Source organism: Gryllotalpicola koreensis, from assembly GCF_039538185.1.
Taxonomy (GTDB): domain Bacteria; phylum Actinomycetota; class Actinomycetes; order Actinomycetales; family Microbacteriaceae; genus Gryllotalpicola; species Gryllotalpicola koreensis.
The window spans coordinates 142,375-164,043 of the sequence record NZ_BAABBW010000001.1 but is presented as its reverse complement, the minus strand read 5'-3'; the positions used below and the strand labels follow the sequence as shown (position 1 = coordinate 164,043).

The window sequence follows — 21,669 nt, the reverse complement described above, 5'->3', positions numbered from 1 at the left end:
AGCACCCCCACTTCAGCACCACGGAACCGCACCCCGATTGGAGCACCTCATGAAGCACAGCACCCGTCGAGCGCTCGCGCTCGTCGCCGCGGCCGCCGCTGCCGCCGCCCTCCTGGCCGGCTGCTCGTCGACCCCGGCGTCATCGACCAAGGCCACGACGAAAGCCGGCCTCACCCCCGTCAAGATCCAGCTGCAGTGGGCCGTGCAGGCCCAGTTCGCCGGCTACGTCGAGGCGGTCAAGCAGGGCTACTACAAGGACGAGGGGCTGGATGTCACGCTCGTCCCCGCCGGCGGCGACATCGTGCCGCAGACCCAGCTCGCGAACGGCGCCGTCGACTACGCCATCGCGTGGGCGCCCAAGGCCCTCGCCTCGCGCGAGCAGGGCGCGGCGATCACCGACGTTGCGCAGATCTTCCAGCGCTCGGGCACCCTGCAGATCTCGTTCAAGGACAACGACATCTCGAGCGTCAAGGACCTGGGGGGCAAGACGGTCGGCAGCTGGGGCGGCGGCAACGAGTTCGAACTGTATGCCGCGATGAGCAAGGCGGGCCTCGACCCGGCGAAGGACGTGACCATCGTGCAGCAGGGCTTCGACATGAACGCCTTCCTCTCCGGCGACATCAAGGCCGCCCAGGCGATGACCTACAACGAGCTCGCCCAGGTGCTCGAGTCGACGAACCCGAAGACCGGGAAGCTCTACACGCTCGACGACCTCAACATCTTGAACTGGTCCGACCTCGGCTTCGGCATGTACCAGGACGGACTCTGGGCCGACACCGACAAGCTGAAGAACGACAAGGCCTACCAGAAGCAGACGACGAAGGTCATCGAGGCGACGCTCAAGGGCTGGGTCTACGCCCGCGACCACATCGACCAGACCGCGGCCGACGTCGTCGCGGCGGGCAGCCAGCTCGGCCTCAGCCACCAGACCTGGCAGACCAACGAGGTCGACAAGCTGATCTGGCCGTCGCCCGACGGCATCGGCAAGATCGACACCAAGCTGTGGAACCAGACGGTCGACATCGCCCTGCACACCAAGAACGGCAGCGGCGCGACCGTGATCACGACCAAGCCCGACAAGGATGCCTACACGAACACCTACGTCGACGAGGCCCTCGCCGAGCTCAAGAAGCAGGGCGTCGACGTCACCGGCGAGAACTTCAAGCCCGAGACCGTGACCCTGCAGCCCGGCGGAAAGTAGAAGATAAGCACATGCCTGAACTCGACCCTGCTGATCAGCAGTTCGCCCGTGACCTCGATCGTGCGCATGTCTTCCATTCGTGGTCGGCGCAGGGTGCGTTGGATCCGTTGGTGTTCGCGGGTGGCAGCGGTGCCCGGTTGTGGGATTTCGAGGGCAACAGTTTCCTGGATATGTCGAGCCAGCTCGTCAACGTGAACATCGGCTATCAGCACCCCAAGGTCGTCGAGGCGATCAAGGCGCAGGCCGACGTGCTCACGACGATCGACCCGAAGCACGCGAACCTCGCCAGGGGCCGTGCGGCGCAGCTGATCGTCGAGAAGGCGAATCTTGCGGGGGCGGGGTTCGAGAAGGTGTTCTTCACGAATGGCGGGGCGGACGCGAACGAGAACGCGATCCGCTTGGCCCGGCTCTACACGGGCCGCGACACGGTGTTGTCGGCGTATCGCAGCTATCACGGGAACACGGGTGCGGCGATCGTGGCGACGGGGGACTGGCGGCGGGTGCCGAATCAGTACGCGCGCGGGCATGTGCATTTCTTCGGCCCGTACCTGTACCGCAGCGAGTTCTGGGCGACGACGCCCGAGGAGGAGTCGGAGCGTGCTCTGCACCATCTGGAGCGGGTGGTCCAGGCGGAGGGCCCCGACACGATCGCGGCGATCCTCATCGAGACGGTGCCCGGCACGGCCGGCATCCTGGTGCCGCCGCCCGGCTACCTCGAGGGGGTGCGGGAGCTGGCGACGCGGTACGGGATCGTGTTGATCGCGGATGAGGTGATGGCCGGTTTCGGGCGCACGGGGGAGTGGTTCGCGCATCAGGGTTTCGGGATCACCCCGGATCTGATCACTTTCGCGAAGGGCGTCAACTCGGGCTACGTGCCCATGGGCGGGGTGATCATCCCGCCCGCGATCGCGCATCACTTCGACGAGCGGGTCTTCCCCGGGGGGCTGACCTATTCGGGGCATCCGCTTGCTGCGGCGTCGGTGGTCGCGACGATCGAGGCGATGACCGACGAGGGCATCGTCGAGAACGCCAAGCGCATCGGCCAGGAGGCGATCGGGCCTGCCATTGAGAAGCTCGCCGCGGACCACCCCGACGTGGTCGGCGAGGTGCGCGGGCTGGGCTGCTTCTGGGCGATCGAGCTCGTGACGGATGCCGCCAGCCGCACCCCCCTGCCCGACGCGGTCATGGGCCAGATCAAGTCCGCGCTGCTCGCGCGTGGGGTGCTGCCCTTCGTGCAGAACAACCGCATCCACGTCGTGCCGCCCCTCATCGTGACCGAGGACGACATCACCGAAGCCTTCCACGCCTACAACGCCGTACTCTCCGAGGTCGCTGCCCTGGTCTGACCCGCCGACACACATTGCGTCGCCGCTTTCGGGCCTAAAACGGCGTTCTTGGGCCCGAAACCGGCGACACGACCGTGACGGCTCGCGATAGAACGGAAGCATGGATTCGTCGCGGAGCTGGACCACGGGTGAGCTCGCCCAGATCGACGCGAGCGCCGAGTTGACGATCGCCGCGCCGCGGCGCGACGGCGGCTGGCGGCGCGCGGTCCCCATCTGGGTCGTGACGGTGGGCGATGCGGTCTACGTGCGCACGTGGCGCCTGCGCGAGACCGGGTGGTACGGCGCCGTGCGCCGCGCCGGGCGCGCGCGCATCGGCGTTCCCGGGGTGTCCGCAGAGGTGAGCGTGACGGATGCCTCGGGCGACGACCCCGAGCTGAGAAGGTCCGTCGATGACGCCTATCGCGCGAAGTACGGGCGGCCGGGCGATGCGACCGTGAGCGGCGTCGTCACCGAGGACGCCGCCGCGACGACGCTGCGCCTGACGCCGTTCGCCGTTTACCCGACACCTGTCTCACAGCCGCGTCCCCAGTAGACTCGGGCGCGTGACTGACACCCGCCAGCAGCTGATCGACTTCATCAAGGCCGATGCCGTCTTCCACGGGGACTTCACGCTGACCAGCGGCAAGAAGGCCACCTACTACGTCGATCTGCGCAAGGTGAGCCTCGACCACCGCGTCGCCCCGTTGATCGGCCAGGTCATGGTCGACCTCATCAAGGACGTGCCCGATGTCGCCGCCGTCGGCGGCATGACCATGGGCGCCGACCCGGTCGCGGCGGCGGTGCTGCACCAGGGTGCGGCGGCGGGCTATGCGTACGACGCGTTCGTCGTCCGCAAGGAGCCCAAGGACCACGGCCGCGGCCGCCAGGTCGAAGGCCCCGAACTCGAAGGCAAGCGCGTCATCGTGCTCGAGGACACCTCGACCACCGGCGGGTCGCCGCTCAAGGCCATCGAGGCGCTGAAGAAGGTCGGCGCCGAGATCGCCGGCGTCGCCGTCGTCGTCGACCGCGCGACCGGCGCGAAAGAGGCCATCGAGGCGGCCGGCTACCCGTATTACGCCGCCATCGGGCTGGAAGACCTGGGGCTCGCGTGACCGACGACACCACTCCGCCGACGGGCGGCGACGCGCCCGAGCCCGAACCCGGCAGCCCTGAGTGGCTGCTGGCCCAGCTGAGCGGCGGCCGCATCGACTCCCGACGCGAGCGGCGCGAGGCCGAGGCGGCTCTCGAGGCGGCCGGGCTGCCGATCCCGGATGTCGCGGGCGAGGCCCCCGCCACCCCGCCGGCGCTCCCCAGCGAGACTCCCGCACCATCCGCCGACGAGCGCCCGCGCGCCCGCTTCTCCTGGGAGACCGGCACTCTCGAGGCGGTGAACAGAGGACAGGAGACGGATGCCGAGGCCGAGGTCGCTGCGCATGACGCCGAGCCCCCCGCGCAGCCGACAGAGGAAGCCGCCCCCACGTCAGAGCCCGAGTCCTCGCCGGTCATCCCGTTCATGTGGAATCTCGCGCCGACGAACGAGCCGGACCCGGCCGTGAACCCCCGCGTCGAGATCCCCGAGCCGTCGTTCAACGAGCCGGACTTCCCGTTCCCGTCGGCGGCGCCGCTCGTGATGCCCAAGCTGATCCCCCGATCGCCGGTCGAGGACGAGCCCGCCCTGCCCGTTCCGCCGACGTTGGCTGTGCCCCCGGCCGCACCGGAGGAGCCGGTCTCCGCCGCGCCCGAAGACCCGCAGGCGCCCGCCGCGCCCGAAGAGGACCCCGTTGCGTCCGACGGGCCCGCACCGTTGCCCCCGGGCACCACCGCGCACGAGTTCGATCCGTTCGCGCAGGACCTGTTCGCACCGGTGGCGGCGACCACCCCGGTGCCGTCCGTCGACGAGTTCACCATTCCGGACGAGGGGTCGTCGGCCCCGGCATCCGTGCCCGCTCCCGAAGCCGCCGAGGCGGAGGAGCCCGCAGCAGAGAGCGCCCAGCCCGAGCAGGACCACGTCACCTCCGACTGGAGCGACATCGCCGACATGCTCGGCGCGCACCCCGAGACGGTCGACACGGCGATCGTGAGCCCGATGCCGCCCGTGAATGAGATCCTGCCGTCGTTCGACGCGGTGCTGCCGCGGGCGCTCAGCCAGAACGAGGCCCGGAACCAGGCAGAGGCCCAGAACCCGGCAGTGGCGCAGACGCCCCCACCCGTGCGCCCGGCGAGCGCGCCGATCGAGCACGGCCGCGAGCGCAGCCCGCTGAACCGGTGGCTGCTGATCGCGGCCGCGGTGCTGCTCGCGATCCTGATCGCGGTGGCGCTGTTCACCGTCGGCCGCGCGATGGCAGCCGGCCGCGATCAGGCGCCCGCCGCGGCGACGCGCACGTCGACGCCGAGCCCGACCGCGACGACGCCGACGCCGACCGCGACTCCCACGCCGACCGACACCGACGCCGGGGCGCTCGCCGGCAGCGGTCCGCTCGCCCCCGGCCAGAGCTATCAGTGGGACAAGCTGCGCGGCGGCGAGTGCATCGACCCGTTCAGCTCACCGTGGGCGCAGCAGTTCGCCGTCGTCGACTGCAACGCCCAGCATGCGGCGCAGCTCGTCTACACGGCCCCGTTCTCCTCTGACCCGTCGGCGCCGTTCCCCGGCGAGCAGGCGATCGCGAGCCAGGTCGGGCTGCTGTGCGGCAAGCCGGGCGTCGTCGACCTGACGGCGGCGGCCGCGTACAGCGACGTGCAGGTGGTCGCGGCATACCCGGTGACGGCGGAGCAGTGGAGCTCCGGCCAGCGCAATTACTTCTGCTTCGTCACGCGTTCCTCCGGCCAGCAGTTCTCGAGCTCGATCGCCGGCCCCGGGCCCACCCAGTAGCCCCTCGATCGCCCCGGAGGCCGCGCAGCGGCCGTCTCGAAGCGATCGTTTCGAGGCGCGCGCCTTCGGCGTGCTCCGGGGCGATCGGTGTCGCTACGCGTCCTTCCGAATCCACCGGAAGGTGAGCCGCGTCAGGATCAGGCCGACCACGAGCCACGCGCCGATGACGAGGGCGACCTGGTCCAGGTTCCACTCGTGCCCGACCTCGAGAGCCTTGAACGAGTCGGGCAGGAACACCGAGCGCATGCCCTGCGCGAGCCACTTCAGCGGGAAGAACGACGCGAGCGTCTGCATCCAGCTGGGCAGCTGCGAGAACGGCAGGTAGACGCCCGAGATGAACTGCAGGAACAGCAGCAGCGGGATCACGACGGCGGTGGCGCTGCGCCCGGTGCGCGGCACCGCCGACAGCGCGAGCCCGAGCAGCCCGCAGGCGAAGATGCCGAGCACGTAGATCCACAGCAGATCGAGATAGCGCGCAGGGTCGCTCGGCAGCTCGACGCCGAAGGCGAAGCGCGAGAACGCGATGAGCAGCACGAGCTGGATCGCACCCGTCAGCAGCGATGAGGTGAGCTTCCCGACGAAGTACGACAGCGGCGGCAACGGGGTGCCGCCGAGCGTCTTGAGCGTGCCGTCGCTCTTCTCCTGTGCGACGGCGATCGCGAGGTTCTGCACGCCGGAGAGCAGGATGCCGGCGGCCGCCATCGCCGGCAGGTAGTAGGTCGACAGGTTGATCGCGTCGGGCCCCGTGCCGATCGTCTGGCTGCTGAACGCGGCCGAGAAGATGCCGAGCATGATGATCGGGAAGAGGAAGGTGAAGAACAGTGTGTCGAACTCGCGGAAATACGCGATGATCTCGTACTTCGTCCGCACCATTCCGAGCGTCAGCGTGGTCATGCCGCCACCCCCTCGCGCTCGTCGTCGAGCTCGGTCGGCGTCTTCCTGATGAGCTGCAGATAGACGTCCTCGAGGCTCGGCCGGATCACCTCGAGCTCGGCCGGCTCCCCGCCGAGGCGGGTCACGAGCGCGGCGACGAGTTCCGCAGGCCGCTGCGTGCGCTGTTCACGGATGCCCGAGCCGGGCTCTCTCCACCGCACGAGCGGCACCCGGGCATCCGGCCCGCCGATCTCTCCCACCGGTCCGATGTCGACGAGCTTGCCCGCCGCGATGATGCCGACGCGGCTCGCGAGCTGCGCCGCCTCGTCGAGGTAGTGCGTCGTCAGCAAGATGGAGGTGCCCTCGGCCTGCAGCCCCCTGATCAGCTTCCAGAACTCGCGCCGCGCCTCCGGGTCGAAGCCGGTCGTCGGCTCGTCCAGGAAGAGCAGCTCGGGGCGGCCGATGATGCCGAGCGCGACGTCGACGCGACGGCGCTGGCCGCCGGAGAGCTTGTTGACGCGGGCATCCGCCTTCTCGCTGAGCCCGACCGCGGCGATGGTCTCGTCGACGTCCCGCGGGCGCGGGTAGAAGGCCGCGAACTGCCGAAGCGTCTGCCGCACCGTGAGCACGTTCTCGTGCGTGTTCGACTGCAGCACGATGCCGATGCGCGCCTTCCAGGCGAGCAGCGCGCCGCCGTGCAGCCGCTGCGGGTCGACGCCGAGCACGCTCACCTCGCCGCCGGTGCGGTCGTGATACCCCTCGAGGATCTCGACCGTCGACGACTTGCCGGCCCCGTTCGGCCCGAGCAGTGCGAACACCTCGCCGCGCTCGATGTGGAAGTCGATGCCGTCGACCGCCTGCACGGCGGCCGCTCCCATGCCGTAGCTTTTGCGCAGCCCGGCGACCTCGATGACGTGTTCTGATGCCATGGCATCAGAGTGGCGATCGGATGCCTCGAGCGGAAGAGCCCGGCGGGTGGAATCCGTCTCCACCCGCGGGTGGAACCCCGGACGTTGAGGAGCCGCGTAGCGGCGTCTCGAAACGTCAGCCCTGCTCGCGCACCAGTTCCGCCACCCCGCTCAGCACCTCGTCGGGGCGGAACGGGTACTTGCTGATCTCGTCGTCGACCGTGATGCCCGACATGACGAGCACCGTGAACAGGCCGGCCTCGATGCCGGCGACGATGTCGGTGTCCATGCGGTCGCCGATCATGCCGGTGGTCTCGGAGTGCGCGCCGATCTTGTTCATCGCCGAGCGGAACATCATGGGGTTCGGCTTGCCGACGATGTACGGCTCGCGGCCGGTGGCCTTCGTGATGAGGGCGGCGATCGCGCCGGTCGCGGGCAGCGGGCCCTCTGGGCTCGGGCCGGTCGCGTCGGGGTTCGTCGCGATGAAGCGCGCGCCGCCCGCGATGAGCCGGATCGCCTTCGTGATCGCCTCGAAGCTGTAGTTGCGGGTCTCGCCGACGACCACGAAGTCGGGGGACGTCTCGGTCATGATGAAGCCGGCCTCGTGCAGGGCGGTCGTGATGCCGGCCTCGCCGATGACGAAGGCGCTTCCCCCGGGGATCTGGCTTGCGCAGAAGTCGGCGGTGGCGAGGGCCGAGGTCCAGATGCGCTCCTCGGGCACGTCGATCCCCGAGATGCGCAGGCGGGCGGCGAGGTCGCGCGGCGTGAAGATCGAGTTGTTCGTGAGGATCAGGTACTCGGTGCCGTCGGCCTGCCACTGCTTCAGCAGTTCGGGGGCGCCCGGAAGCGCCTTGTTCTCGTGGACGAGGACCCCGTCCATGTCGGTGAGCCAGGAGACGACATCGCCGCGTTCGCGCATAGGAAGAAGCTTATTCGTCGCGCCGCTCCGTGCCTGGCCGCTCCGTGCCTGGCCGCCCGTTCCGGGTGCCCCACACCCCTGCGCTACAGGTACGGATCCGCGCGCCGGGGGCAGCTGTGGCTGGCATCCGTAGCTGTAGCGCGGTAGGCGTCGCGCGGCGAACCCTCACACCCAGTGCGGCTGCGCGAACAGGCCGTAGGGGTCGGCCTTCTGCGCGATGCCGTGCAGCCGCGAGGTGTTCGCGCCGAAATACGCCGTCGGGTCGGTGATGCCCGCGTCGCAGTAGTTCGCGTAGGCGGCGTCGCCCCACGCCGGCCGCATGGCCGCCCGGAATCCGCGGACATAGGCGTCGAACGGCGCAGGATCCGCGCCATCGGCGAAGGTCGCGGTGTACTGCGCGCTCCACAGCGCCGACCGCCACGGGAATGCGGTGTCGCCGGCGCCCAGCTCGCCCACGGCACCACCGAGCGCGTCGAGGGCGACGCCGCCCTCGGTGAGTCCCGCGACCGATGATGCCTTGGTGACCTGAGCGAGCAGCGTGCCGATCTGGGCCGCGGTGAGACGCTGCGAGCCGATCGACGAGGTGGCCGACTCCGAGACGCGCGCCGTGCCGCCGGCATACGCGCGCATGGCGTCGCCGTAGCTCCGCTGGGTCGCGACATGTGTGAGCGGCGCGGCCCCGGTGGCGCGGACGAAGGCGTCGACCGAGGCGTCGGCGCCGGTCTTCGCGCCGGTCCAGGTGCCGCTGACCGTGACCGTAGGACCGCCGGGATGCCGCGAGCCGGCAAGCAGCCGCAGGGAGGACCACAGCCGGCGATCCGCCTGGGGCGCCCAGCTCTGCCACGCGGACACCACGCCGGCGGCCGCCGACCACGGGAACGTCAGCTCGAACATCAGCACCTGCGGCGCCGCCTCCGTGCGGAAGGTCAGCGAGCTCACCACCCCGACGCTGCCGCCGCCTCCGCCGCGGCACGCCCAGAACAGCTCGGGCTCGTCCTGTTCCGAGACCTCGTGCACGCGGGCGTCGCCTGTCACCACGGTGGCTCCGGTGAGCTGATCGCACGTCAGCCCGAACGAGCGCACGAGCACCCCGAGGCCGCCGCCGAGCGTGAGGCCGCCGACGCCGACGGTCGGGCACGAGCCCGCGCCGATCGCCCTGCCGGCCGCGGCGAGCCGCGCGTACACATCGCCGAGCGGTGCGCCGGGGCCGATCGTCACCGAGCTTCCATCCGACGAGAGCTCGATCGTGTCGAACCCGGCCGTGCTGATCACGAGCGAGGGCGGCACGTCGGTGCCCGGGCACCCGCCCGCCGACCAGCCGGTGAAGGAGTGCCCGCCCGAGCGGAGCGCGACGGGAGTCTTCGAGTTGCGTGCGAACTGGAGCCCCGCGACGATGTCGGCGGTGTTCGCCGCGCGCAGGATGCCCTGCGGGGCTGCACCGTCGTACCGCGGATTGCGCAGCACGCGCGCCGCGTCCCACCCGACTGCGCCCGCCCGCAGGACGGTCCCCTTCACGGCGGCCTCGAGCTCGGTCCACGAGCGCGGGCCGACGGCGGTCGGCGCGGAAGCGGAAGGCGATGGCGACGCGGTGGGCGAGCGGGTCGGCGCGGGCGAGCCGGTGGTGCAGGCCGCGAGCAGGCCGGCCACGCCGAGGCCGGCTCCACCGCCGATGAGGGAGCGCCGCGTCAGGCTGGGCTGTGCAGGGGTCACCCTTCCTGTCTACTCGCGCCCACCGTCATTGTCCCTACGCTGAAAGCGTGTCAGAGCTCGCCCCACCCCCGCAGCCCTCCCCCGGCGTCGGCCCGTGGCCCGGCGGCACGGAGGCGTGGCCGACCGGCCCGGAGTACGACCCCGAGCTGCTCGCGCACGGCGACCGGCGCAACGTGGTCGACCGCTACCGCTACTGGACGGTGGAGGCCATCGTCGCCGACCTGGACCGCCGCAGGCATCCGTTTCACGTCGCCATCGAGAACTGGCAGCACGATCTCAACATCGGATCGATCGTGCGGTCGGCCAACGCGTTCCTCGCCGACACGGTGCACATCGTCGGCAGGCGGCGCTGGAACAAGCGGGGTGCGATGGTCACCGACCGCTATCAGCATGTGCTGCACCACGACACGATCGACGAGCTGGTCGCGTGGGCGAAGGAGCGGGCGCTGCCGATCATCGCGATCGACAACGTGCCGGGGTCGGTGCTGATCGAGTCGTACGCGCTGCCGCGCGAGTGCGTGCTGCTGTTCGGGCAGGAGGGACCGGGGCTGACGGATGCCGCGATCGCAGCCTCAGACGCCGTGGTCGAGATCGCCCAGTTCGGCTCGACCCGCTCCATCAACGCGAGTGCGGCGGCGGCGATCGCGATGCACGCGTGGGTGGTCCAACACGGCCCGCTCACCCCGCTGGTCGAGTAGTCCGCGAAGCGGACGTATCGAGACCTCTCCCTCCCCCAATGTCCGTACCTCCCGGTAGCGTGCCGACCATGACCCTGCGCATCCTCCACCTCTCCGATACGCACCTGCTCGGCGACCCCGATGCCCGCCACAACGGCGTCGACACGACGCTCGCCCTCGACCGCGTGCTCGAGCGCGCAGCCCAGGTCGAGGGCATCGGGCTCGTCGTCGCGAGCGGCGATCTGTCAGAGGACGGGTCGGTCGCGGCCTACGAGAAGCTGCGCGACCGACTCGAGCCCTTCGCCGCGGCGCGCGGTGCTCAGACCGCCTACGTGATGGGCAACCACGACCTGCGCGACGGCTTCGAGCAGGTGCTCGGCGATCGCGACGGGGTGCTGACGGTCGCCGGCTTCCGCGTGATCCGGCTCGACACCTCGGTGCCGGGGTCGGGCTATGGAGCGCTGTTCCCCGAGCAGCTCGAGTGGCTGAGCGCGCAGCTGGCGACGGATGCCTCCCTCGGCACCATCGTCGTGATGCACCACGCCCCCGTGCCGGCGTGGAGCGCGCTGCTGCGGGCGCTCGAGCTGCAGGGGGCGAGCGAGGTCATCTCGCTGCTGGCCGGCGGCGACGTGCGCCTCGTGCTCAGCGGGCACTACCACCACTCGGTGGCGACGTGGGCGGGCGGAATCCCGGTCGTCGTCGCGCCCGGGGTGACGAACACGACGGACGCACTGGCGCCGGGCGGCCATGAGCGGGCCGCCGCGGGCAGCGGCTTCGCTGTGATCGACGTTCCCGAGCTCGGCGCCCCTGCGGCGACATTCGTGAGCGTGCCGTCGACGGGTGACGGCGAGTGGCTGTTCGACATGGACCCGGCTCGGGTCGCCGCCATCGCGTCCGAGTACGGCCCGCGAAGCTGAGCATCCCCCACTCGGGGGACTTTTGAGTTTGTTGGTGCCCTTTGCAATACTGGGCCATTCATGGCCCGACACCGACTCTCCCCGATGCGCGTGCCCTTCCTGGCGCGCTCCCGTCGCCCGGCACTGCTGGGTGGCGCACTCGGGGGCGGTGCGGCTCTCGTCATCGGCCTGGTGACGTGCGCGGCGCTCTCGACGACGAGTGTCGGGGTGCACTTCACCTTCGTGGACCGCGCAGAGGCCGCCGTGATCGGCAGCATCCATCACGACCCGGTGGTGACCCGCGACTTGGCGACGGCGCCGTCCGAGACGCCACGGCCCACGCCGACGGCATCCGTGGCGGCGCACAAGGTGGCGGCAGCCGCGCAGGCGGCCTCGTCGGCGGTGACGCCCACGGCTGCAGCGACGGCGATCCCCACTGCGCCTCCGGCGGCGGCTCCGGTGCCGACGGCTGCCGCGGCCACTGCCGCTCCCGCGGCGTCACCGAGTTCGAGCCCGTCGGCGGCGCCGACCTCCTCTGCCTCGCCGACCTCGAGCCCTGCGGCATCCCCGGCGCCGAGCCCTCAGCCGACGAATCCGATCACGGGCGATCCCGTCGCCTGCGCGCTGGTCATCTTCTGCTTCTGACGCGGAGCTGAGCTCACCCGAAGGTTCACTTCGGGTTCTTGCTGCGGCCGGGAAGCGACCCGAAGACGCCCTTCGGGGCAGCGAGCATGCGTCAGGCGCGCAGCCAGCTCGGTTCGAGTGAGCGGGCGGTGAGGGGAGCTCCGTAGGCGAGCGCGGGAGTGTTCTCGATCAGCTCGTCGACCTCGCCCCAGCCGAGCCCGGCGATGCCGAGCACGCACGAGATCACGAGCACGTGGCCGCGCGCCGGACTGAGGAAGGTGCGCCCGGCCTCGGACAGGACGGAAAGCGCGGTCGCCTCGATGAGCCGCGCGAGGGAGCCGGCTTCGATGTCGTCGCGGATCGCCCCGCTGGCGATGCCGCGCTCGATCGTCTCGCGCAGTCGCAGGCGGACCGGCTCGAGCATCCGTGCGACCTGGTCGCGGTGGCGCCCGTGGCCGGAAAGTCGGGTGAGCAGGCGCACGTCTTCGCTCTCGGCCCAGAGCCGGGAGGCGTGCAGGGCGAGTTCGATGCGCGGGTCGGGGTGGGCGATCGGGTCGAGTTCGGCGGTGAGCCGCGCGGCGGCGCGGATGAGTACGGCGTCGATGAGCTCGTCGCGGCCGGAGAAGTGGCCGTACACGGTGCGCCGGGTGAGTCCGGCCTGCTGGGCGATGCGGTCGAGGGGAGTGTTGCGGTCTTGCATCAGCAGGGCTGTGGCGGCGTCGAGAATCGCTGCGCGATGTGCCTGCGCGTCTTTGCGCTGCGCTCGAGCTTTCGGTGCTGCCATGAAGTGACAGTAGTCCATTGCTTCACCTGGGTGTGAAGCATCCGAGGCGCGTTGGCGAGTCGTGAGCGCTTCCTGTGTCGCGGGTTCGCGCGGGCGGTGCGGGAATACCATGGCGGGATGACGGACGAACCGGAAAACCGCGACGAAGAAGACGCAGAGACCGAAGAAAGCAAAGCTGCCGAGGAAGAGGCAGAGCCCGTCGAGCCCCACGTGTCGTCGGCCCCGCCGACGGAGGCGATCATCCTGAAGAGCTCCGACTAGCGGGGCAGCTCACCGACTTCGGGTCCTGTTCGCCGGCCGGCGCCAGTGCTCATTCCCCGGGTGGTGCTTGTGCTCTGAGTCTCGCGGCGGTGCCGTTGCCGGCGGGTCGCCAATCGAGGACTTTCCCGGCTGCGGCGTACCGGACTTCGGGTGTGCCGTGGGTCATTCTGAGGTGCCAGGGCCCGGTTTCGATCTCGTGGTGATGGAACCAGCACCCGAGGACGCCGTTGCACACGTCGGTGGGTCCGCCGTCCTGGTACGGGGTGACGTGGTGGACCTCGCACCACTGCGCGGGCACCTGGCAGCCGGGGATGATGCAGGTGCCGCCATCCCGGAGGGCGATGGCGCGGCGCTGCCGCTTCGTGAACCCCCGCACCTCCAAACCGAGGTTGAGGACATCCCCGTCTTTGCCGAAGATCACGGTCTGGATCCCACCCGCGCACGCCGCCTGCACCGCCTCCGAGACGGGGACAGGTTCCGGGCTGCCGGCGTAGAACGCGAGGCCCGAACCGGACTGAAGCTCGGCTGCGGTGGTGGAGATCCACACGGTGGGGTGGTCCCCGCCCATGTCCGGCATTTCCGCCGAGCGGGCGGCGCTGCTGAACACGTCCCTGAGGTGGTCGGCGGCTTTCTGCCCCCGGGTACGCGCATCAGCAGGATCCTGCGCGGGGTCGGTCTGGAAGGTGACGGTCTTCTTCCCCTTCGGGTTCGACAACCCGTCCAGGACTCCGCGGACCACGGCGGCGTGCCCGGCAGGCAGCAGCCCGGACACTTTCGCGGCGCCGTCGATGGTGGGTCCGATCCAGAAGAACCGCTCCGCCATGGCCTTCGCGGCCTGATCCTCGACGGCCTGCACGTTCAACGCGGCGGCCTTCTCGGCCGCAGCGGGCTTTCACCTCGTCCGCACCGGCACCGGTGGCGAGTTCGACGAGCTCGGCCTGCAGGGTTTCGAGCTCACGCGCCTCAGGTGTCCCGGGTGCCGGCTGGAGGTTCTCGAGCTTCCCGCCGGCGGCTTTCTTCAGCTCCCCCGCGATCGCCCCGGCCGCTTCCCGGCCGATCCGCCCGTCCATGACGGCCTCCTCCACCTGGGGGAGCTTCGCAAGATCTTCCACGTCCCGGATCAGCCTCGCGGCTTCTTTCCCGGAGGTCTTGGTGAGGTCCTGGATCACCCCGGCCGCGGTCTTGAACCCCAACCGGCGAGCCAAGGAATCCGGCGCCCCGCCCGCGGAGCGCTCACTCACCGCCCGCGCCGCCGCGAACTTGAGCGCCTCCACCTGCCGGGAAGCCGCCTCCACCCGGGAGACGAAATCGAGAAGCTCCCCATCCGTCAACGCCGACGGATCCACCGGCAGCACCGCACCCAGACGCGACAGCGCCTCACAAGCTGCGGAACCGACTCTCGACATACCCCCGAGTCTATCCCGACAATCTCATATTGTAAGCATGAGTTTCGTAGACTTGTTCACAACCCGGCCGACACCCCGAGTTTCCCACAGACCCCAGACACCAGGCATCCGTCACCCCTCGAACACCCGCCGCCCACCGACCCAGGTGCCGATGACGCGGGCCTGATCGATCTCCTCGAGAGCCGAGTCGAACACGTCCCGATCAAGCAGGGCGAGGTCGGCGAGGAATCCGTTCTCGATCCGCCCCGTCTCGTGCTCGCGTCTGTTCACCCATGCCGACCCCGCGGTGTACGCGGTCAGAGCGGTAGCGAGCGAGAGCTGCTGCGGCGCCCCACCCAGTGGCGAGGCCCCGGCAGGCGCGTCGTCCGACACGCGCGTCGCCGCGACCCGAAGCGCCGCCAGGGGATTCGGACTCGTCACCGGCCAGTCGCTGCCCGCCGCGAGCCGCGCGCCGGCGCGCGCGAGATCGCCGAAGGGGTATGACCGCGCAATCAGCGAGGGTGCGATGAACGGCACGGTGAGCTCATCGAACTGGGGTTCGTGGCTCGCCCACAGCGCCTGCAGGTTCGCCGCGGCCCCGAGCGCAGCGAAGCGCGGCACATCGGCGGCCCGCACCATCTGCAGATGGGCGAGATGGTGGCGGGTGTCGCGAACGCCATGAGCTGCCCGCGCCGCCGCGAGCGCATCCAGCGCCTCGGTCACGGCGCGGTCGCCGAGCGCGTGGAAGTGCAGGTCGAAGCCGGCCGCCTCCAGCGCGATCGCGACCGACTTCAGCACAGCCGGATCGAAGAAGCTGAGACCGGATTCCCCCGTCGAATGCCCGCGCCCGTCGAGGTACGGCTGCGAGAGCGCGGCGGTGTGGTTCTCGGCGACGCCGTCCATCATGATCTTCACCGCGCTGAAGGCCAGCAGCGCCGGGTCGGCCGTGCACGAGGCGCGCGCATCGGCCAGAGCGGCGACCACCGCGTCGAGCGAATCCAGCGTGACCGACCGCTCGAGCCACAGCGCGCCGGTCACCCGCGCGGTCAGCTCCCCACGCGCGACCGCCCGCAGATACGCCTCGCCGAAGCCGGCGCCCGCGTCGATGTACCCGCCGATCATCGCGTCCTGCCAGCCGGTCACCCCGAAGCCGTGCATGCGCTCCTGTGCGGCGAGCAGCCCGCGATCGAGAAGAGAAGGCGTGACGGCGGGAAGCACAGGATCGAGCAGCGCCGCGGCCCCCTCGTGCAGCATGCCGCTCGGCGAGCCGTCAGGCGCCCGCGAGATCAGCCCGTCGACCGGGTCGGGCGTCGCCGCGGTGATCCCGGCCAACCGCAGCGCGGCCGACGACACCCACATGCCGTGGTGATCGCGGTTGCTCAGCGCGACGGGCCTATCGCCCGCGACCGCGTCGAGCGCGGCGGCCGACGGATTCCCGCCGGGGAACCACGCCATCGCCCAACCGCCGCCGAGGATCCACTCGTCGTCGGGGTGCGCGGCGGCGTACGCCCCGACGAGGGCCAGCGCGGAGTCGGCATCCGTCGCCTCTCCCAGCTCGCATTGCAGCAGCTCGACGCCCGCCTGCACGGGGTGCGCATGCGCGTCGATGAATCCGGGCACGAGCAGGCCCCCGTGCGCGTCGATCACCTCGGTCGCGGGGCCGGCGAGCTCGGCGAGCGACGGCCCGACCGCCACGATGCGGCCGTTGTTCACCGCGACATCGGATTCCTGCGAGCCCTCGAGCCCCGCCGTGAAGAGCCGCCCGCCGCGGAAGAGAAGATCGACATCCGTCATGAGTCGACGGTAGCGGTGCCGTGTTACCGGCAGGTTCTGCGCGCAGCGCACGCAGAGATCAGAGCGGTGCCTCGCGCTCTTCGCCCTCCGCCCCCGCCTGGATGTGGTGCCTGATCACCTCGGTGACGACGAAGTTGAACCACTTCTCGGCGAACTCGGGGTCGAGGTTGCTCTCGACGGCGAGCTCGCGCAGCCGCGCGATCTGCCGGTGCTCACGATCGGGGTCCGACGCGGGCAGCCCGAACTCGGCCTTAAGCTCGCCGACCTCCTGCGTGAACTTGAACCGCTCTGCCAGCAGATGAACCAGGGCGGCGTCGATGTTGTCGATGCTCTGACGGATCCGCAGCAGCTTCTGCCACGCAGCCTCGGCGCTGTCCGGTTCGGTGGGGCACATGCTGAAACCCTATGGGAGAAAGCGGGGAGAACAGAGCGGCGGTGCCCACGGCTCTCTCGCCTGCCATGGACACCGCGCACGATCAGGTTATGGGCGCGACACAAGCTGGGACATACGCGATTGGGCGTAGACGAACGGATGCCTGACCGCGCAGCCGTCAACGTGAGGTCGGCACCACAGCCGTCGGCGACCCCGCCGGCACCCGCTGCAGGATCTCGCCGGGCACCCCGTCGGCACCGAGCGCGAACACGGTGACCTCGTCGCTGAGCTGGTTCGCGACGTAGAGGCGATCGCCGCGCGCGTAGTGGTGGCGCGGCCAGTCGGCCCCCGACGGGACCTCGCCGAGCGGCTGCGGTGCGCCGCCCTCGACCACCGCGAGCACGGCCACGATATTCGATCCCCGTACCGTCGCATAGAGCAGCGACTCGTCATCGGAGAGCGAGAGGTGGGCCGCGTACTCGCCGGCCTCACGCGGCGCCGCGCGCAGCGGCGACGAACCGGCGATCGCATAGCGACCGTCGGCGCCCGGGGTCAGCACGAACACCGCGACGGCGTATTCGCAGCTGACGTAGAGGCGCCCGTCGGCCGCCGCGGCGACATGCCGCGGCCCGACGCCATAGGGGAACACCACCTCGTGGTCGAGCACGAGCGTCGCGCTCGCCGATGCGAAACGCCACACCCGCGCGAGGTCGAAGCCGAGGTCGATCGTGAGCACGCGACCGTCCGGCAGGAACTGCGCGTAATGCGCACGGCTCATACGCGGGGCGTAGTCGGGGCGCGGCGCGACCATGTCGCTCTCCGGCACGCCGGCGTACGGGGCGCGCGCGGGCGCGGCATCCGTTCGCCCCGTGATCGCGCCGGTCGCCGCATCGAGGGCGTAGACGAGCACCTCGCCAGAGCCCCAGCACGCGACCACGGCGAAACGGCCGTCGGGGTCGATCGCGACGTGGCACGCGGCGGCACCCGCGGCGGCCGGGCCGCCGAGCGGCGTGAGCCCGCCGTCGGCGCCGATCCGGAAGGCGCGGAGGGTCTCCTCTTTCTCGCCCACGGCATAGAGAACAGGGAGAGACGGATGCTGCGCCACGAAGCTCGGACTCGGGGTGGTCGCCGCGAGGGCGACCTGGGTCAGGCATCCGTTCTCATCGATCTCGGCGTGCAGGATGCCGGAGCCGTGCCCGCCCATGTCGGCCTATAGCCCGCAAGCCAGACGCCCATCAGTCGATGAGGTCGTGACGCACGATGATCGCGTCGCGCGCGGGGCCGACGCCGATCGCCGAGATGCGGCAGCCCGACAGTCGCTCGATGGCGAGCACGTAGTCCTGCGCGTTCTGCGGCAGCTCGTCGAAGCTGCGGATGCCGGAGATGTCCTCGCTCCAGCCGGGGAACTCCTCGTAGATGGGCTTCGCGTGATGGAAGTCGGACTGCGATACCGGCACCTCGTCGTGGCGCACGCCGTCGACGTCGTAGGCGACGCAGACGGGGATCCGCTCGAGTCCCGTGAGCACATCGAGCTTGGTCAGAACGAGGTCGGTGAGGCCGTTGACGCGGCTCGCGTAGCGGGCGATCGGGGCGTCGTACCAGCCGGGCCGGCGGCGGCGGCCGGTCGTCGTGCCGAACTCGTGGCCGTTCTCGACGAGGAAGTCGCCCCACTCGTCGAACAGCTCGGTCGGGAAAGGCCCGGCGCCGACGCGCGTGATGTAGGCCTTCGCGATGCCGATGATGCGGGTGAGCTGCGACGGGCCGACCCCTGACCCGGTCGCGGCGCCGCCGGCGGTCGCCGACGACGAGGTGACGAAGGGATAGGTGCCGTGGTCGACGTCGAGCATGGTCGCCTGGCCGCCCTCGAACAGCACGTTCTTGCCGGCGCCGATCGCCTGGTTCAGCTCGAGCTCGGTGTCGGCGACCAGCGGCGCGAGCCGCTCGGTGTACTGCAGCAGCTCGTCGACCACCTCGTCGACGCCGATCGCGCGGCGGTTGTAGACCTTCACCAGCAGCTGGTTCTTCTGGAAGAGCGCGCCCTCGACCTTCTGGCGCAGGATCGACTCGTCGAACAGGTCCTGCACGCGGATGCCGACGCGGTTGATCTTGTCCGCGTAGGCCGGCCCGATGCCGCGGCCGGTCGTGCCGATCTGGCGCTTGCCGAGGAAGCGCTCGGTGACCTTGTCGAGCGTGCGGTGGTACGAGGCGATGATGTGCGCATTCGCCGAGATCTTGAGCTTCGACGTGTCGAGGCCGCGGGAGTTCAGCGCGTCGAGCTCGTCGAACAGCACCTCGAGATCGACGACGACGCCGTTGCCGATCACGGGCACGACACCCGGGGTCAGGATGCCGGAGGGCAGCAAGTGCAGCGCATACTTCTCGTCGCCGATCACGACGGTGTGACCCGCGTTGTTGCCGCCGTTGAACTTGACGACGTAGTCGATGCGGCTGCCGAGCAGGTCGGTGGCCTTGCCCTTGCCCTCATCGCCCCATTGGGCGCCGACGATCACGATTCCGGGCACGTGGTCCTCCTCATGCTGGGGTGGACCGCAGCTAGTGGTCCACCCCATCCTATCGAAGCGCTCTCGCGCGCAATCCGGCGCTCGAGAGGTGGGAACGGTGGCCGAGAGGGCTCAGTGGTGTGAAAGGATTTGCACGGATGCCGCATAGGGCGGCGTCACGGATAAGGGGGAATCCGCACCGTGCACACGACTGCATTCACCAAGGCCGCGGCCGCGATCGCGCTTGCCGCTCTTGCGACCTTCGGCGTCACCGCCTGCTCGTCGGGCGGCTCGAGCAACGCGGGCGACGCGAAGTCGTCGGCTTCGTCGGGCGGCTCGAAGGCGGCTTCGGCCTCGCCGAAGGCCGGGCTCACGACCAAGGTGCAGTGCGCCGAGCTCGAGGCAAAGCTCGGCGGTTCCGAGAGCGAGCTCGGCGACGCCATGAGCAACATGTCGTCGACCGCCGAGGCTCAGGCCGCGATCCCGAAGCTGCAGGCGTTCCAGAAGGACCTCGACACTCAGGTCGGCAAGATCACCGATCCGGCGCTCAAGCAGGCCGCGGCGAAATTCAACACCGACTACGGCACGTTCGTGAGTTCACTGAGCGCGGTCGTCGCAGCCAACGCCTCGCAGGACGTCGCCGGGATCCAGCCGCAGATCGACAAGATGCAGAGCGCCGCGACGGCGATCCAGTCCGACGCGGACGCGCTCCAGAAAGTCTGCGGCTAAGCGGAGCGCTATCGCTGCGGGCGCACGAGTCCCGCCCGATGAGCGATGTCTGCCGCCGCTCTTCTGGATGAGATGCCGAGCTTCCGATAAAGCCGCTGCGTGGTCGACTTGATCGTGTTGGCGCTGATGAAAAGCTCCGCGGCGATCGCGGCGAAAGACGCGGGCGTCGCCAGCAGTGCGAGCACTTCCCGCTCGCGCTTGGTGAGGCTTCCAAGCACCGCCGATGAGGGCAGCGCGCGAGGACCGCGTTTCACCTGGATGCGCGTCCCGATGGTTGCGCGGGCGAGCTCGTCGAGATGCTCTGCCGCGATCCCCGTGTACGGCGTGGTGAGCCCCTCGTGGTGCAGGATCGCGTAGGCCTGCTCGAAGTACGCGTATGCCGTCGCCCGGCGTTGCAGCGCGAGAGCGGAGGCCGCGGCGATGACGAGGGCGTAGCCGCGGATGCGGGGAGGCACGCCGGCGCGGGCGGGCGAGTCGCTCTCTTCGAGCGCTTCGTGATAGTCGCCGCGCTGATAGGCGGCGGCAGCGTCGAGGAGCGCGGCGGAGACCGTCCCCGACGTATCGGAGCCCAGCCGCCCGGAGAACCCGAGGTGGAGTTGTGCGGCGCGCAGCAGCCGCCCATTGCTTCCGCCGGCGAGGGCAGGCGGCTGTCGTTCGAGTTGCTCGAGCAACTCGTTCTCGGCGAGGACGGCATCGGCGGCGGTGGTCGCGTGGAGCGCGCGTACCCAGACGGCCGCGGCCCAATACTCGCCCACGGGGAAGGCGCGCATGCGCGCCAGTTCTCTGCCGGCGCCGTCATGGTCCTGCTGCTCAAGGAGAATGAGCGCGGCCGCCAGATGGTTCACGGCGTCGTACCGGGGATTGACGGCTCCCGTCGCGGTCGCCTGCTCCAGCCAGTGGGCGGCCTGCCGGCTCCGGCCGCTGATGATCTGATGCCAGGCCAGGTGGCCGACCGCCCGCCGCGCCACCTGGGGCTGATTCGTCTGGAGCGCGATGCGGTGTGCCTCTTCGTATTCGTAGACGGTGCCCGCGCCGTCCGCCAGCTCGAGGCTGCGCCCCCACTGCAGATAGAGATGGGGCAGGTTCCCGCGGATGGCCTCCAGCTCGGCCGCCGCCGCGGGGTCCGCGAGGGCGGCGTCCACGCGTCGGCGCGCCTCGGCGGCGGCATCCCTCGCCTCGGTGAAGTTGCCGGCCGTCCGAGCGGCCGCGCTCGTCCCCGTGAGCAGGATCAGCTGCTCACGGAGGGGGCCGGCCGCGGAGCCGCGGATGATGGCGAGGCGCTGATCGTGCTCGAATCGGTCCGGCTGACCGCCGAGGGCGACGTGCTGGAGATAGTTCGCCGCGACGAGCAGCCCGGCGTTGTTGACGAGTACCTCACTGGGCAGCGCCTTCAACGCGGCGAGCAGCTCGCTCGGTCGCGCGGCGGCATAGCCGTCCCAATGGCGAAGGATGTCGTCGGCTGCGGCTTCCCAGCCGACGTCCGTAGCGAGAGCCCGCACGTGGTCGACCAAGAGCCCTTCGCCGTGCTGCTCTGATTCTGCGTGGTCAGGCAGGGTCGTCACCTCATCGCATGTCACTGTCGGTCTTCATCGCTGAGACGGCGTCGCATCTTCGGGTGACGGTCCGGAGCGCGTGGCCCTCGGGGGTCAACCCTTCCTGCGGGGGTGACATCGGGGGCGCTATCCGGCGGCTGATCTGGGCGACCGCTCAGCTACACAACAGACTAAGTGCGCAGACCAGTCTGTTGCACGGCACCACCGACGGGTTGTCCGTGTGAGTCCGGAGGGGAATCCAGCTGATTCAGGAAACCACAGCGATGGCGCGCCGTGACCGCGGTCGG

21 protein-coding genes are annotated in these 21,669 nt (G+C 70.3%); 10 read left to right on the top strand and 11 right to left on the bottom strand.

The window, feature by feature from the left end; all coding sequences use genetic code 11:
- The first annotated feature begins 49 nt into the window (after nt 1-49).
- The 5 genes from ABD708_RS00720 to ABD708_RS00700 all read left to right on the top strand — a co-directional run bounded on the left by ABD708_RS00720 (nt 50) and on the right by ABD708_RS00700 (nt 5,395).
- On the top strand, nt 50-1,201 hold the full coding sequence (locus ABD708_RS00720; protein WP_344751357.1) for an ABC transporter substrate-binding protein: 1,152 nt from the start codon (nt 50-52) through the stop codon (nt 1,199-1,201).
- An 11-nt stretch (nt 1,202-1,212) separates the two neighbouring features.
- On the top strand, nt 1,213-2,547 hold the full coding sequence (locus ABD708_RS00715; protein WP_344751355.1) for an aspartate aminotransferase family protein: 1,335 nt from the start codon (nt 1,213-1,215) through the stop codon (nt 2,545-2,547).
- A gap of 100 nt (nt 2,548-2,647) precedes the next feature.
- Complete coding sequence (locus tag ABD708_RS00710) at nt 2,648-3,079, top strand: DUF2255 family protein (RefSeq protein ID WP_344751353.1); 432 nt, start codon at nt 2,648-2,650, stop codon at nt 3,077-3,079.
- Nucleotides 3,080-3,089: 10 nt separating this feature from the next.
- Nucleotides 3,090-3,638: an orotate phosphoribosyltransferase gene (gene pyrE, locus ABD708_RS00705; RefSeq protein WP_344751351.1), complete on the top strand. Its 549-nt coding sequence runs from the start codon at nt 3,090-3,092 to the stop codon at nt 3,636-3,638.
- Entirely contained in the window at nt 3,635-5,395 is a 1,761-nt protein-coding gene (locus tag ABD708_RS00700; RefSeq protein ID WP_344751349.1) for a hypothetical protein, read from the top strand. The genes pyrE and ABD708_RS00700 overlap by 4 nt, the downstream gene beginning before the upstream one ends.
- Nucleotides 5,396-5,488: 93 nt before the next feature.
- On the opposite strand, the gene ABD708_RS00695 is transcribed toward ABD708_RS00700, so the two are convergent.
- The 4 genes from ABD708_RS00695 to ABD708_RS00680 form a co-directional block, all read right to left on the bottom strand.
- Nucleotides 5,489-6,289, bottom strand: coding sequence for an ABC transporter permease (locus ABD708_RS00695; RefSeq protein ID WP_344751347.1), 801 nt, complete (start codon nt 6,287-6,289; stop codon nt 5,489-5,491).
- A complete protein-coding gene (locus ABD708_RS00690) occupies nt 6,286-7,197 on the bottom strand; it encodes an ABC transporter ATP-binding protein (RefSeq protein WP_344751345.1) in 912 nt (303 codons plus the stop codon). The genes ABD708_RS00695 and ABD708_RS00690 overlap by 4 nt, the downstream gene beginning before the upstream one ends.
- Nucleotides 7,198-7,312: 115 nt before the next feature.
- Nucleotides 7,313-8,095 (bottom strand): HAD-IIA family hydrolase, encoded by a 783-nt coding sequence (locus ABD708_RS00685; protein WP_344751343.1) that lies wholly within the window; start codon nt 8,093-8,095, stop codon nt 7,313-7,315.
- A 165-nt stretch (nt 8,096-8,260) separates the two neighbouring features.
- Nucleotides 8,261-9,805 carry an FAD-binding oxidoreductase gene (locus ABD708_RS00680; protein WP_344751341.1) on the bottom strand — a complete coding sequence of 515 codons (1,545 nt, stop codon included), beginning with the start codon at nt 9,803-9,805 and terminating at the stop codon, nt 8,261-8,263.
- Between the two features lie 47 nt (nt 9,806-9,852).
- On the opposite strand from ABD708_RS00680, the gene ABD708_RS00675 reads away from it, so the two are divergent.
- The 3 genes from ABD708_RS00675 to ABD708_RS00665 all read left to right on the top strand — a co-directional run bounded on the left by ABD708_RS00675 (nt 9,853) and on the right by ABD708_RS00665 (nt 12,023).
- On the top strand, nt 9,853-10,503 hold the full coding sequence (locus tag ABD708_RS00675) for a TrmH family RNA methyltransferase (protein WP_344751339.1): 651 nt from the start codon (nt 9,853-9,855) through the stop codon (nt 10,501-10,503).
- 68 nt (nt 10,504-10,571) lie between these two features.
- Nucleotides 10,572-11,399 (top strand): metallophosphoesterase, encoded by an 828-nt coding sequence (locus tag ABD708_RS00670; RefSeq protein ID WP_344751337.1) that lies wholly within the window; start codon nt 10,572-10,574, stop codon nt 11,397-11,399.
- Nucleotides 11,400-11,459: 60 nt separating this feature from the next.
- Nucleotides 11,460-12,023: a hypothetical protein gene (locus ABD708_RS00665; RefSeq protein WP_344751335.1), complete on the top strand. Its 564-nt coding sequence runs from the start codon at nt 11,460-11,462 to the stop codon at nt 12,021-12,023.
- A 91-nt stretch (nt 12,024-12,114) separates the two neighbouring features.
- Here ABD708_RS00665 and ABD708_RS00660 read toward each other — a convergent pair whose 3' ends face one another.
- Nucleotides 12,115-12,786, bottom strand: a complete 672-nt coding sequence (locus tag ABD708_RS00660; RefSeq protein WP_344751333.1) for a TetR/AcrR family transcriptional regulator — start codon at nt 12,784-12,786, stop codon at nt 12,115-12,117.
- A 117-nt stretch (nt 12,787-12,903) separates the two neighbouring features.
- On the opposite strand from ABD708_RS00660, the gene ABD708_RS00655 reads away from it, so the two are divergent.
- Entirely contained in the window at nt 12,904-13,047 is a 144-nt protein-coding gene (locus ABD708_RS00655; RefSeq protein ID WP_344751332.1) for a hypothetical protein, read from the top strand.
- A 49-nt stretch (nt 13,048-13,096) separates the two neighbouring features.
- Here the strand turns inward: ABD708_RS00655 and ABD708_RS00650 are convergent, their stop codons facing one another.
- The 5 genes from ABD708_RS00650 to ABD708_RS00630 all read right to left on the bottom strand — a co-directional run bounded on the left by ABD708_RS00650 (nt 13,097) and on the right by ABD708_RS00630 (nt 19,121).
- Nucleotides 13,097-13,909 (bottom strand): HNH endonuclease signature motif containing protein, encoded by an 813-nt coding sequence (locus tag ABD708_RS00650; protein ID WP_344751330.1) that lies wholly within the window; start codon nt 13,907-13,909, stop codon nt 13,097-13,099.
- Nucleotides 13,910-14,564: 655 nt separating this feature from the next.
- Nucleotides 14,565-16,226, bottom strand: a complete 1,662-nt coding sequence (locus ABD708_RS00645) for an amidohydrolase (protein ID WP_344751328.1) — start codon at nt 16,224-16,226, stop codon at nt 14,565-14,567.
- Nucleotides 16,227-16,284: 58 nt separating this feature from the next.
- A complete protein-coding gene (locus ABD708_RS00640) occupies nt 16,285-16,620 on the bottom strand; it encodes a chorismate mutase (RefSeq protein WP_344751327.1) in 336 nt (111 codons plus the stop codon).
- 157 nt (nt 16,621-16,777) lie between these two features.
- Nucleotides 16,778-17,803: a lactonase family protein gene (locus tag ABD708_RS00635; RefSeq protein WP_344751325.1), complete on the bottom strand. Its 1,026-nt coding sequence runs from the start codon at nt 17,801-17,803 to the stop codon at nt 16,778-16,780.
- 31 nt (nt 17,804-17,834) lie between these two features.
- Entirely contained in the window at nt 17,835-19,121 is a 1,287-nt protein-coding gene (locus ABD708_RS00630) for an adenylosuccinate synthase (RefSeq protein ID WP_344751324.1), read from the bottom strand.
- Between the two features lie 180 nt (nt 19,122-19,301).
- On the opposite strand from ABD708_RS00630, the gene ABD708_RS00625 reads away from it, so the two are divergent.
- Nucleotides 19,302-19,829: a hypothetical protein gene (locus ABD708_RS00625; protein ID WP_344751322.1), complete on the top strand. Its 528-nt coding sequence runs from the start codon at nt 19,302-19,304 to the stop codon at nt 19,827-19,829.
- An 8-nt stretch (nt 19,830-19,837) separates the two neighbouring features.
- On the opposite strand, the gene ABD708_RS00620 is transcribed toward ABD708_RS00625, so the two are convergent.
- Nucleotides 19,838-21,391 carry a helix-turn-helix transcriptional regulator gene (locus ABD708_RS00620; RefSeq protein WP_344751320.1) on the bottom strand — a complete coding sequence of 518 codons (1,554 nt, stop codon included), beginning with the start codon at nt 21,389-21,391 and terminating at the stop codon, nt 19,838-19,840.
- Nucleotides 21,392-21,669 lie beyond the last annotated feature (278 nt).